Below are 12,338 nucleotides of genomic sequence, written 5' to 3'. Positions count from 1 at the left end.
ACTTCACCCACCGCCCCTTCGCGGTGCCGGGGGTTAATGTTTCACGTGAAACATGACCCCGCGGCACAGGCCTCAGCTCTGCTCGGCCCACCACTCCTTGAGCGCGGCCACCGCCGCGTCGTGCTCCATGGGCCCGTTCTCCAGCCGAAGCTCCAGCAGGAACGTGTACGCCTGGCCAATCGCCGGGCCGGGACCGATGCCCAGGATCTCCATGATCTGGTTGCCGTCGAGGTCGGGGCGGATCGCGTCGAGTTCTTCCTGCTCCTTGAGCTGGGCGATGCGCTCCTCCAGGCCGTCGTACGCACGGGAGAGCGCGGTCGCCCTGCGCTTGTTACGCGTGGTGCAGTCGGAGCGGGTGAGCTTGTGGAGGCAGTCGAGGAGCGGGCCCGCGTCACGGACATAGCGACGCACAGCGGAGTCCGTCCATTCGCCGGTGCCGTACCCGTGGAAGCGAAGGTGAAGTTCGACCAGACGTGAGACGTCCTTCACCAGATCGTTCGAGTACTTGAGCGCCGTCATCCGCTTCTTGGTCATCTTGGCGCCCACCACCTCATGGTGGTGGAAGGAGACCCGCCCATCCTTCTCGAAGCGGCGCGTCCGCGGCTTGCCGATGTCATGGAGCAGCGCGGCGAGCCGCAGCGTCAGGTCGGGACCCTCCTCCTCCAGTGCCATCGCCTGCTCCAGGACGATCAGTGTGTGTTCGTAGACGTCCTTGTGCCGGTGGTGCTCGTCACGCTCCAGTCGCAGCGCGGGAAGCTCCGGCAGCACATGGTCGGCAAGGCCGGTGTCGACGAGCAGCGTCAGGCCCTTGCGCGGGTACGCGGAAAGGATCAGCTTGTTCAGCTCGTCCCGCACCCGCTCCGCCGAGACGATCTCAAGACGCCCGGCCATGTCCGTCATCGCGGCGACGACGTCGGGAGCCACCTCGAAGTCGAGCTGTGCGGCGAACCGCGCGGCCCGCATCATCCGCAGCGGATCGTCGGAGAAGGACTCCTCAGGGGTGCCCGGGGTGCGCAGGACGCGGGCGGACAGGTCGTCCAGGCCACCGTGCGGGTCGATGAACTCCTTCTCCGGCAGCGCCACGGCCATCGCGTTCACCGTGAAGTCGCGGCGCACGAGGTCTTGCTCGATGGAGTCGCCGTAGGAGACCTCGGGCTTGCGCGAGGTCCGGTCGTACGCCTCGGAGCGGTATGTCGTGATCTCGATCTGGAACGACTGCTGCGCGTCGCCGACCCGGGCGTCCTTCTGCGCGCCCACCGTGCCGAAGGCGATCCCGACCTCCCACACCGCGTCCGCCCAGGGCCGCACGATCTTCAGTACGTCCTCGGGGCGAGCATCCGTCGTGAAGTCCAGGTCATTGCCGAGCCGGCCAAGGAGGGCGTCCCGGACCGAGCCGCCGACCAGGGCGAGTGAGAACCCGGCCTCCTGAAAACGGCGGGCGAGGTCGTCGGCGACAGGGGACACCCGCAGCAGTTCACTCACCGCGCGGCGCTGCACCTGACTCAGGGCACTGGGGTTGTCTTCGTTGGCGTTCGGCACAACAGAAAAGGGTACGTGGCCGAGGCCACCGCGAGCGCCTCCATAAAACGTGCACAGGCCGGCCCGGTCTCCACGGGTATCGATACACGCACATACTGGACAGTCGGCCCTGTCCCCCGATCTTGTGGAGCAGACCGCGGCACTTACCCTCAGCGCGCATCGTTACCATGCGTGGACGCACATTTCGACGACCACTGACGATGACGAGGGACGGGCGAGCGCGTGGCCGAGGCGGCAGACTTCCAGGGGATGAGTCCCTCACCTGCCCGCCGGTGGCTCCGGCGCAGCGGCGCACTGCTGGCCGGGGCGCCTTTGCTGGCCGGGCTGCTCCAGCTGCCCTTCAGCACGTCCGCGTCCGCCGTGGAGAAGACCTCCGTGGCCGCCGCCACCGGGTCCAGCACGGTTGACATCTCCGTCGACTCACTCAGCCCCAGCGTCCCCACGGACGGTGACACGATCACGGTTTCCGGATCCGTCACCAACAACGGCAGGCGGGCCGTCACGAACGCCCACGTGGGTCTGCGCGTGGGACCGTCGCTGAACAGCCGCTCCGCCATCGACAGCGCCGAGAAGCGCACGGGGTTCCAGCCGGGCGCGGACCCCCTGGAAGTCGGCGGCAAGTATGTCGAGAAATTCTCCAAGCTCACCGCAGGCGTCTCCGAGCACTTCAGCATTTCCGTGCCGGTGAAGGAGCTGGACCTCAGCTCCGACGGCGTCTACCAGCTCGGCGTCTCACTCACCGGCCGCACGGCCGCCCAGCCGTGGGACCAGGTGCTCGGCATCCAGCGGACGTTCCTACCCTGGCAGCCCAACGCGGCGGACACGAAGACGAAGACCACGTATCTCTGGCCGCTCATCTCGACGGTCCACCTCACGGCGCAAACCGGCTCGGACGCACAGCAGACGCCCGTCTTCAAGAACGACGACCTGGCCAAGGAGATCTCTCCCGGTGGCCGTCTGGACCAGCTCCTGTCCTTGGGCAGCGACCTCGATGTCACCTGGGTGCTCGACCCGGACCTGCTGGCTTCCGTCGACGCGATGAGGGACAGCTACCGCATCCGCGGCGAGGACGGCACCACCTCGGTGGGGAAGAACCAGGCGGTCGCCAAGGCCTGGCTCGACAAGCTGGAGAAGACGGTCCAGGACAAGAAGGTCGTCGCCCTTCCCTTCGCAGACCCCGATCTCGCGTCGCTGGCCCACAACGGCAAGGACGTCACCGGTTCCCTCAGCCATCTCAAGGACGCCACCGATGTGGCTGCCGGCACGGTGGACACGATCCTCCACGTGAAGCCGAGCACGGATTTCGCGTGGCCCGCGGACGGCGCGGTGGACCCGTCGATCGTCAAGGTGGCCACCTCGGCCGGCGCAGACAAGGTGATCGCCCGCAGTGACAGCCTGCGCGAGACGCGGGGACTGACGTACACGCCTAGTGCGGCCCGCCCCATCGGTGGCGGGACGACGGCGGTGGTCGCGGACGCCCGGCTGTCGACGGCGTTCCAGGGCGACATGACGAAGGCCGAAAGCTCCACGCTCGCTGTGCAGGAGTTCCTCGCCCAGAGCCTGATGATCAATCTTCAGGAGCCCGGCAAGCAGCGCAGCATCGTGGTCGCCCCGCAGCGCATGCCGTCCGCGAGTCAGGCCCAGACGATGGCGCAGGCGCTGAAGGAACTCCAGGACGGGAACTGGTCCGAGTCCCAGGGCCTGGCTGCGGCCGCCCAGGCCAAGCCGGACCCGGGCGCCACCACGAAGGTGTTCTCCGCGTACCCGTCCTCTCTGCGCAAGCAGGAGTTGCCGAGGTCGGCCTTCGAGGACATCCAGAAGACGCAGAGCAAGCTCGACAACTTCCAGGTGATCCTCACTGACAAGTCCCGCGTGGTCACCCCCTTCGGTCGGGCCATAGACCGCGGGATGTCGACGTCCTGGCGGGGCCACGCCTCCCAGGCGAAGACTTTCCGTGAGGGCGTGAAGTCGTACCTCGATGACCTCACCGGCCTGGTCCGGCTGATCGACAAGTCTGACGCGAAGCTCTCGGGCCGCAGCGCCACGATCCCCGTGACCGTGCAGAACAACCTCGTGCAGGGCGTAAACCATCTGGTGCTGCGCCTCACGTCGCAGCAGCCCACCCGCCTCAAGATCGGCAACGGCCCGTACTACGAGCAGCGGATCCAGGTCGCGGGCGAGCACAGTCAGTCGGTGAAGTTCACCACCTCCACCAAGGCCAACGGTCCGGTGAAGGTGTCCGCCCAGTTGTACACGCAGGACGGTCAGGCGTACGGTCCCCCCGTCACTTTCGAGGTCAAGGTCACCGAGATCACGTCCACGGTGATGCTGGTCATCGGCGGTGGCGTCCTGCTGCTCGTGCTCGCCGGTTTCCGGATGTACACGCAGCGCAAGCGCGCGGCAGCCCGGCAGGCCGAGCAGGAGCCGGAGGACGGCCCCGAGGCGGGGCGCGTGAACAAGGACGCCGACGGCACCGTAGACACTGAGGACACCGAAGGCTCCGACAACGGTCCCGAAGGCGAATCCGGCACGGAGTCCGGGGCAGACGACCCGGAGCACCCGAGTGACCCGACACCGGACACCGCACCGGAAAGCGCCGACCCGTCCGGCACGGGTGAGAGAGTGGACCGTTGAGCGATGTCGTGGCCGGTGGGCCCGGGGACGATGAGGTGGGGTAACCATGAACGCGCCGTACGACGGTGACCGCGGCCAGGGCGCGGGCGGCTCGGGCTACCCCGAAGGCCCGCCTCCGGAGCACGGCCAGATGCCTCCGGAACCCCCCGCGGACATGTACCTCCAGGACGCCTACGACCAGGATCCGTACCGGGGGCAGGACCTCTCCGCCCAGGATCCGGTGACCGAGGCGCTCTACGACCGTGCCGCGCACCCCCCGCCGCCCCCTGGCACGTACTACCCGCAGCAGCCGCTCTACGCCCAGCCGCCCACGTCGCAGTACGCCCCCGACCCACGTGTGTGGGCCCAGACACCCCCTCCGGAACCGGCAGGTCCGACGCGGCACCTGCCGTACGGCGACGACGCGCGTACCACCCAGTACGTGGGCGTCGACGACCTCGTCACCCAGGCCGGCGACGAGCACCACGAGCCCGACGCCTTCGCTCATCTCTTCCGCGACCAGCAGCAGGGCGGCGGCCCTCAGCCTTACAACCCGCCCGGCGTACCGTCACCGGCTCCTGAACCGTCCCTGGCCGCCGCACAGCCACCGACGCCGGCACCAGCACCAGCACCCACGGCGGCTCCCAAGAAGTCCGGCGGGCGCGCGTCGGGCCTGCTGAAGTCGAGCGCGGTCATGGCGGCGGGCACGCTGGTGTCCCGACTCACCGGCTTCATCCGGTCGGCGCTGATCGTCTCGGCCCTGGGTCTCGGTTTCCTGGGTGACTCCTTCCAGGTCGCGTATCAGCTGCCCACGATGATCTACATCCTGACCGTGGGCGGTGGCCTCAACTCCGTCTTCGTGCCGCAGCTCGTACGTGCCATGAAGGATGACGAGGACGGCGGCGAGGCCTTCGCGAACCGCCTGTTGACCCTCGTCATGGTGGCGCTCGGCGTCCTCACCGGGCTCGCGATGTTCGCCGCGCCTCTCCTGGTCCGCATGTTGTCCGTGCCGGTCGCGAACAACCCCGCGGCGAACGAGGTGGCCGTCACCTTCACCCGCTACTTCCTGCCCTCGATCTTCTTCATGGGCGTCCATGTGGTGATGGGACAGATCCTCAACGCCCGGGGCAAGTTCGGCGCGATGATGTGGACCCCGGTCCTGAACAACATCGTCATCATCTTCAGCCTCGGCACGTTCATCTGGGTGTACGGCACTGCGGCGAACTCGCACATGGAAGTCACGAACATCCCACCGGAGGGCCAACGGCTCCTCGGCATCGGTGTTCTTCTTGGTCTCGTCGTCCAAGCGCTCGCGATGATCCCGTACCTGCGGGAGACCGGCTTCCGGCTCCGACTGCGCTTCGACTGGAAGGGTCACGGCCTCGGCAAGGCCGCGATGCTGGCCAAGTGGACGGTGCTGTTCGTCCTGGCGAACCAGGCCGGCGCGATGGTCGTCACGCAGCTGTCCACCGCCGCGGGCAAGGACTCGGGCGTCAAGGGCACCGGCTTCGCCGCCTACGCCAACGCCCAGCTCATCTGGGGCCTGCCGCAGGCGATCATCACGGTCTCCCTGATGGCCGCCCTGCTGCCGCGGATCTCTCGCTCGGCCCACGAGGGCGACGGCGGCGCCGTACGCGACGACATCTCCCAGGGACTGCGCACCACGGCCGTCGCGATCGTCCCGATCGCCTTCGGGTTCGTCTCGCTCGGCATCCCGATGTGCACCCTGATCTTCGGTTCCTCGGGGACCGGCCCGGCCACGAACATGGGGTACATGCTGATGGCCTTCGGCCTCGGCCTGATCCCGTACTCCGTCCAGTACGTCGTTCTGCGTGCCTTCTACGCGTACGAGGACACCAGGACCCCCTTCTACAACACGGTCATCGTCGCCGTCGTCAACGCCGGCGCCTCCGCGGCGTGCTACTTCGTGCTCCCGGCTCGCTGGGCAGTGGTCGGCATGTCCGCCTCGTACGGTCTCGCCTACGCGATCGGCGTCGGCATCGCCTGGAGCAGGCTGCGCAAGCGGCTGGGCGGCGACCTGGACGGCGCCCGCGTTCTGCGCACATACGCGCGCCTCGGTATCGCCGCGGTCCCGGCCGCGCTGCTGAGCGGCGCCGCCTGCTACGGAATCGGTCACACGCTTGGACAGGGCGTCGGTGGTTCGTTCGCCGCCCTCCTGGCCGGCGGCATCGCCCTCCTCGGCGTCTTCTACATCGCCGCGCGGAAGATGCGCATCGAAGAACTCAACTCAATGGTCGGAATGGTCCGCGGGCGCCTGGGGCGCTGAGGCGGGGGTACGCGCACAACCATCATCCGTCGCCGTGTGTCGTGCATAGCGGCGGACTGTGGGCACAATTGGTTTCTGCGTCGGACAGCGCGCAATGGATGGGGAGGCGGGAACGACGGTGGCGGAACGGAGCACGGCTGCCGTCGACGTGGCAGACAACAGCGGTGACGAACCGCTGACCGCCAAGGCGGACCAGTCCACGTCCGACGGGGTGGCCCAGAACCGGGAGCGGGAGACGGACAGCGAAGAGGCACAGGGGAGCGGCGGGGCGGAGCGTCCCGGAAAGGCCTCACCGCCCGAACTGCACAGCGGCCACAAGCTCGCCAGACGCTACCGTCTCGAGGAGTGCGTCACCCGTCTGGACGGTTTCAGCAGTTGGCGTGCGGTCGACGAGAAACTACGCCGCGCCGTCGGGGTGCACTTGCTGCCCGCCGACCATCCGCGGGCCCGCTCGGTACTGGCAGCGGCCCGCTCCTCCGCCCTGCTGGGCGATCCGCGCTTCGTCCAAGTCCTGGACGCGGTCGAGGAGAACGACCTCGTCTATGTGGTGCACGAGTGGCTGCCGGACGCCACGGAGCTGACGACGCTCCTGGCGTCGGGCCCGCTGCAGGTGCATGACGCCTACCAGATGGTCAGCCAGGTCTCCCAGGCCATGGCCGCCGCGCACCGCGAGGGCCTCGCCCATCTGCGGCTGACACCGGGCGCCGTACTGCGAACCTCGTCCGGCCAGTGGCGCATCCGCGGGCTCGCCGTGAACGCCGCGTTGAGGGGCATCAGTTCCGACACCCCCCAACGCACGGATACGGAGGCGATCGGCGCGCTCCTGTACGCCGCGCTGACCCAGCGCTGGCCGTACGAGAGCGACGCGTACGGCCTGTCCGGGCTGCCCAAGGGCGTCGGTCTCATCGCGCCCGACCAGGTACGGGCCGGTGTCCACCGGGGCCTGTCGGAACTCGCCATGCGCGCGCTCGCCAACGACGGCGCGACCGCCTCCCGCCATGAATCCCCCTGCACCACGCCGGAGGAGCTGGTGAAGGCGATCAGCGAGATGCCCCGCATCCGCCCACCGGAGCCCGCCTTCACCGCGCCGCCCGAGTACCAGCGCACGACGTACCAACAGGGCACGTACGGCCGGCAGGCGCCGCGCCCGGGTGTCACCCAGCCCGTGCCCGCCCCGCCTCCCCCGCTCCAGAGCCGTACCGGCAAGGCCCTCAAATGGGCCGTGTCCGCTCTCCTCATCGCCGCGCTGGGCCTTGGCAGTTGGCAGCTCGCGGACGCACTGATGGACCGCGGCAAGTCCGACGACACGAAGCAGACTCAGACGACGGACGGCAACGACAAGAACAGCGGTAACACCAAACCGGTCAAGCCGATCGCCATTCAGGGCGCCCAGGAATACGTGGCGAAGGGTGACGCCCAGGCACCTGACGACGTCGACAAGACGTACGACGGAGACAGCTCGACGTACTGGCGGACCAAGAGCTTCATAGACGGTCCGGAGATGAAGCCGTCCTTCAAGCCGGGCGTCGGCATCGTCTACGACCTCGGCTCGCAGCGGACGGTCTCGGCCGCCTCAATAGGGCTCCGGTATCCGGGTGATCACACGACGATCTCCCTCTACGCGACGGACTCAATGGGCTCCTCGACGTCGCTCGACTCGATGACGAAAATCGGGACCGTGACGACGACTGGAACCACCGTGAAGATCACGGTCACCAAGAAGGTGAAGAGCCAGTACGTGCTGCTGTGGATCACGGCGATGCCGCATGCGGACACCGACCAATACAGCGGCTCCGGCTACAAGCAAGCCATCACGGACGTGAAGTTCACCAGCTGACGCCCGTCGACGAAGGGGGAGGGGGTCCGATGGCCGATGAAGCCGCATACGGCGAAGCTAGCGATCAGGACCTCCTCGCCCGCTATGTAGAGGGCGATCCCGATGCCTTCGGCGAGCTTGTGCGGCGTCACCGCGACCGGCTGTGGGCGGTGGCTCTGCGGACGCTGGGAGACCGCGAGGAAGCCGCTGACGCCGTCCAGGACGCGCTGGTCTCCGCCTACCGGGCCGCCCACACCTTCCGGGGCCAGTCGGCCGTCACGACGTGGCTGCATCGCATCACCGTGAACGCCTGCCTGGACCGCGCCCGCAAGGCCGCCTCCAGGAAGACATCTCCTGTCGACGACACGGAACGCCTGGAACAGCTCCTGGAACCGCACGAGTCCGCCTCAGCTCCGGCCGAGCGCAACGACCTGCATCGCGAGCTCCTGACCGCGCTGGGCACTCTCCCTGCCGACCAGCGTGCCGCCCTCGTCCTGGTGGACATGCAGGGCTACCCCGTGGCGGAAGCTGCTCGCATCCTCGACGTGCCGACCGGCACGGTGAAGAGCCGCTGCGCACGGGGTAGAGCCAGACTGCTCCCACTGCTCACCCATCTCCGTACGGAGAACGGCAGCGGCGTGGAGAGCAAGAAGTCGGGCGGCGGAAGGAACCGGACGCAGGGGACATCCGTCCCACCGGCAGCGGGACCGCACGACGCGGGTCCACGCGATGCAGGGCCAAGCGATTCAGCTGCAGTGAAGGGCGGAGGTGGGCGAGCGTGACATCCACGACGGATACGGCCGGGCACCCGGACGTCGCGGAGATCTCCGACCTCACCGAAGGTCTGCTCTCGCCCTCCCGCAGCGCGGACGTGCGACGCCATCTCGACGACTGCGTGCTCTGTGCCGACGTGCACGAGTCCCTGGAGGAGATCCGCGATCTGCTCGGCACCTTGCCGGGCTCCCCACGCATGCCCGCCGATGTAGCCGGCCGTATCGATGCCGCCCTGGCCGCCGAAGCCCTGTTGAGTGCCACGGCGCCCGCTCGCAGATCTGGTGGGGAGGATGACCACGCGGGTGTTTCACGTGAAACATCGACAGCGGGCCTCTCCGCCACCATCGACGCATCAGCCGACACGGGCTCCCCTTCCTTCGCCGACCGGCCAACAGGCCGTCCTCGTGCGGCCACCGGACCCGGCCGTCCCCACCGAGTACGCCGTGGGCGCCGCAGGGCGGCCGTTCTCGGCACTGCCTTCACGGCTGCCGCTCTGGGACTGGGTGCGATCCTCGTGCAGTCGATGGGCGGCGACAACACTGGCAAGGGCCCGGACGCGGCTACGCAGTCGGGCTCGACGGTCACCTTCTCCCAGGAAAAGCTCAAGGGTCAGGTCACGGATCTCCTGTCCAAGAGGAAGAGCACCGGCAGCCGCACCGGCAGCGCGAAGCCTTGGGGCATCGAGTCCCAGGACGCGGGGACCGAGTCCGGCGGGGTCGGCACCTTGATGACGCCCACTGTGCCCGTCCCTGGCTGCGTCCAGGAGGGGACCGGAAACAGCGGAGCGATCCTCGCCGCCGAGAAGGGCACCTACAAAGGGACGAGCGTCTACCTCGTGGTGCTGCCCGACGCCTCCGACAACACGAAGGTGACGGCCTACATCGTCGACGCCGGCTGCACGAAGCAGGCCTCGGCATCCCCCGGCACGCTGATGCTGACGCAGTCGTACCCACGGTCCTGAACGCTGCGACACTGAGCGGGCTCCTGCCCAGAAACCGCATGGCATCTCTGTGCGGTGACGCGTTCCCGTGTGCCCCGACACACCGGGAATTGAAGCCCCTTAGGATCCGTTGGGTGGGGTGAGAGTACTGAGAGAGGCTCCCACCGGTCCGCAGTAGTCCCCAGAGACGAGGAATCAAGCCGTGAGCGACGTCCGTAACGTGATCATCATCGGCTCCGGGCCCGCCGGCTACACGGCGGCGCTCTACACTGCGCGCGCGTCGCTGAAGCCGCTGGTCTTCGAGGGCGCCGTCACCGCAGGCGGTGCACTGATGAACACCACCGAGGTGGAGAACTTCCCCGGCTTCCAGGACGGCATCATGGGCCCCGAGCTCATGGACAACATGCGCGCCCAGGCCGAGCGCTTCGGTGCCGAGCTGGTTCCGGACGACGTCGTCGCCGTCGACCTGGCGGGTGAGATCAAGACCGTGACGGACACCGCGGGCACCGTGCACCAGGCCAAGGCGGTCATCGTCACGACGGGTTCGCAGCACCGCAAGCTCGGCCTGCCCAACGAGGACGCGCTCTCCGGACGCGGCGTCTCCTGGTGCGCGACCTGCGACGGCTTCTTCTTCAAGGACCAGGACATCGCCGTGATCGGCGGCGGCGACACCGCGATGGAGGAGGCCACCTTCCTCTCGCGTTTCGCCAAGTCCGTGACGATCGTCCACCGCCGGGACAGCCTGCGCGCCTCGAAGGCGATGCAGGAGCGCGCCTTCGCCGACCCGAAGATCAAATTCGTCTGGGACAGCGAGATCGCCGAGATCCAGGGTGACCCCAAGCTGGCAGGCCTGACGCTGCGCAACCTCAAGACCGGCGAGATCTCCGCGCTGCCGGTGACGGGGCTGTTCATCGCGATCGGTCACGACCCGCGCACCGAGCTCTTCAAGGGCCAGCTCGACCTGGACGACGAGGGCTACCTGAAGGTCGAGGCGCCTTCGACCCGGACGAACCTGACCGGTGTCTTCGGCGCCGGTGACGTGGTCGACCACACGTACCGCCAGGCGATCACCGCGGCCGGTACCGGCTGCTCCGCCGCTCTCGACGCCGAGCGCTACCTCGCCGCCCTTGCGGACAGCGAGGCCGCCACCGCGGCTGCCACCGTCTGATCCCCCATCCGTCCCACCGCACCAACGAATTAAGGAGCCCGCCGTGGCCGGCACCCTGAAGAACGTGACCGACGACTCCTTCGAGCAGGACGTCCTCAAGAGCGACAAGCCCGTACTGGTGGACTTCTGGGCCGCCTGGTGCGGTCCCTGCCGCCAGATCGCTCCGTCCCTCGAGGCGATCGCCGCCGAGTACGGCGACAAGATCGAGATCGTCAAGCTCAACATCGACGAGAACCCGGGTACGGCCGCCAAGTACGGCGTCATGTCGATCCCGACCTTGAACGTCTACCAGGGTGGCGAGGTCGCCAAGACCATCGTCGGTGCGAAGCCGAAGGCCGCGATTGTGCGTGACCTTGAGGACTTCATCGCCGAGTAGTCGGTGACGGCCGCGCGAGCGGCGTGTGTTTCACGTGAAACACGAATGGGCCAGCCCTTCGGGGTTGGCCCATTCGCTGTGTCGGAGCGGAGTGCCCGTCAAAGGGGGCGGAGCGCCGGTCGGAGCGGAGTGCCCGTCAGAGGGGACGAAGCGCCGGTTCCTTCTGCACAGCGCCCAAGAGGCGGTCCAACGCCAGCTCCACGTCTTCCTTCCAGGAGAGCGTTGTCCGCAGCTCCAGCCTCAGTCGCGGAGAAGTCGGGTGCGGCCGGACCGTCTTGAAGCCGACGGCCAGCAGATGGTCGGCGGGCAGCACACAGGCCGGTTCCTTCCAGCGCGCGTCGCCGAAGGCCTCAATCGCTTTGAAGCCCCTGCGCAGCAGGTCCTTGGCAACCGTCTGGACCATCACTCTGCCGAGTCCCTGCCCCTGATAGCCCGGCATGATGAAAGCGGTCATCAGCTGAACCGCGTCCGGCGACACCGGGCTCGTCGGGAATGCCGTGGAGCGAGGCACATAGGCCGGAGGCGCGTACAACACAAAGCCCACCGGCACGTCGTCCACATAGACGACACGGCCGCAGGATCCCCAGTCCAGCAGGACGGCGGAGATCCAGGCCTCCTTCTCCAGTGCAGGCGTGCCCGCCTTTACCGCGGCCTCGCCGCTGACTGGGTCCAGCTCCCAGAAGACGCACGCGCGACAGCGCTCGGGAAGGTCCTGAACGTTGTCCAGCGTGAGCGGTACGAGCCGACGCCCCATGAAGGATGTTCCTCGCTTCCATCGCCCGCGGCGCTGCGGGCGGCTGTCAGAGCGCTCCGCTCCCTGAGCAG

General features: G+C 68.1%; 9 protein-coding genes. 7 read left to right on the top strand and 2 right to left on the bottom strand.

The window, feature by feature from the left end:
• Positions 1 to 72: 72 nt before the first annotated feature.
• Complete coding sequence (locus AB0D27_RS13125) at positions 73 to 1,539, bottom strand: CCA tRNA nucleotidyltransferase (protein ID WP_362506416.1); 1,467 nt, start codon at positions 1,537 to 1,539, stop codon at positions 73 to 75.
• A 222-nt stretch (positions 1,540 to 1,761) separates the two neighbouring features.
• On the opposite strand from AB0D27_RS13125, the gene AB0D27_RS13120 reads away from it, so the two are divergent.
• From AB0D27_RS13120 to trxA, 7 genes are all read left to right on the top strand, one after another.
• The gene (locus tag AB0D27_RS13120) at positions 1,762 to 4,173 is read left to right on the top strand and encodes a DUF6049 family protein (RefSeq protein ID WP_362506413.1); all 2,412 of its coding nucleotides are present in this window, start codon (positions 1,762 to 1,764) and stop codon (positions 4,171 to 4,173) included.
• A gap of 46 nt (positions 4,174 to 4,219) precedes the next feature.
• Positions 4,220 to 6,439, top strand: a complete 2,220-nt coding sequence (gene murJ / locus AB0D27_RS13115) for a murein biosynthesis integral membrane protein MurJ (RefSeq protein ID WP_362506410.1) — start codon at positions 4,220 to 4,222, stop codon at positions 6,437 to 6,439.
• A gap of 118 nt (positions 6,440 to 6,557) precedes the next feature.
• Entirely contained in the window at positions 6,558 to 8,276 is a 1,719-nt protein-coding gene (locus tag AB0D27_RS13110) for a protein kinase family protein (protein ID WP_362506407.1), read from the top strand.
• A gap of 29 nt (positions 8,277 to 8,305) precedes the next feature.
• Positions 8,306 to 9,037 carry an RNA polymerase sigma factor SigM gene (sigM, locus tag AB0D27_RS13105; protein WP_362506404.1) on the top strand — a complete coding sequence of 244 codons (732 nt, stop codon included), beginning with the start codon at positions 8,306 to 8,308 and terminating at the stop codon, positions 9,035 to 9,037.
• Positions 9,034 to 9,990 carry a hypothetical protein gene (locus AB0D27_RS13100; RefSeq protein ID WP_362506401.1) on the top strand — a complete coding sequence of 319 codons (957 nt, stop codon included), beginning with the start codon at positions 9,034 to 9,036 and terminating at the stop codon, positions 9,988 to 9,990. The genes sigM and AB0D27_RS13100 overlap by 4 nt, the downstream gene beginning before the upstream one ends.
• 181 nt (positions 9,991 to 10,171) lie before the next feature.
• Entirely contained in the window at positions 10,172 to 11,137 is a 966-nt protein-coding gene (trxB, locus tag AB0D27_RS13095) for a thioredoxin-disulfide reductase (RefSeq protein WP_362506398.1), read from the top strand.
• Between the two features lie 43 nt (positions 11,138 to 11,180).
• Entirely contained in the window at positions 11,181 to 11,513 is a 333-nt protein-coding gene (trxA, locus tag AB0D27_RS13090; protein ID WP_007383275.1) for a thioredoxin, read from the top strand.
• 136 nt (positions 11,514 to 11,649) lie between these two features.
• Here trxA and AB0D27_RS13085 read toward each other — a convergent pair whose 3' ends face one another.
• Positions 11,650 to 12,267 (bottom strand): GNAT family N-acetyltransferase, encoded by a 618-nt coding sequence (locus AB0D27_RS13085; protein ID WP_362506396.1) that lies wholly within the window; start codon positions 12,265 to 12,267, stop codon positions 11,650 to 11,652.
• Between the last annotated feature and the right edge of the window lie 71 nt (positions 12,268 to 12,338).

This window comes from Streptomyces sp. NPDC048415 (assembly GCF_040651675.1).
In the GTDB taxonomy this organism is placed as follows: Bacteria; Actinomycetota; Actinomycetes; order Streptomycetales; family Streptomycetaceae; genus Streptomyces.
This window is presented reverse-complemented; position numbering and strand designations above follow the sequence as displayed.

What these genes read in the sequence shown, in the direction of transcription:
- AB0D27_RS13085 (WP_362506396.1), bottom strand. Translation starts at nt 12,267, where the DNA reads ATGGGGCGTCGGCTCGTACCGCTCACGCTGGACAACGTTCAGGACCTT.
- sigM (WP_362506404.1), top strand. Translation starts at nt 8,306, where the DNA reads ATGGCCGATGAAGCCGCATACGGCGAAGCTAGCGATCAGGACCTCCTC.
- murJ (WP_362506410.1), top strand. Translation starts at nt 4,220, where the DNA reads ATGAACGCGCCGTACGACGGTGACCGCGGCCAGGGCGCGGGCGGCTCG.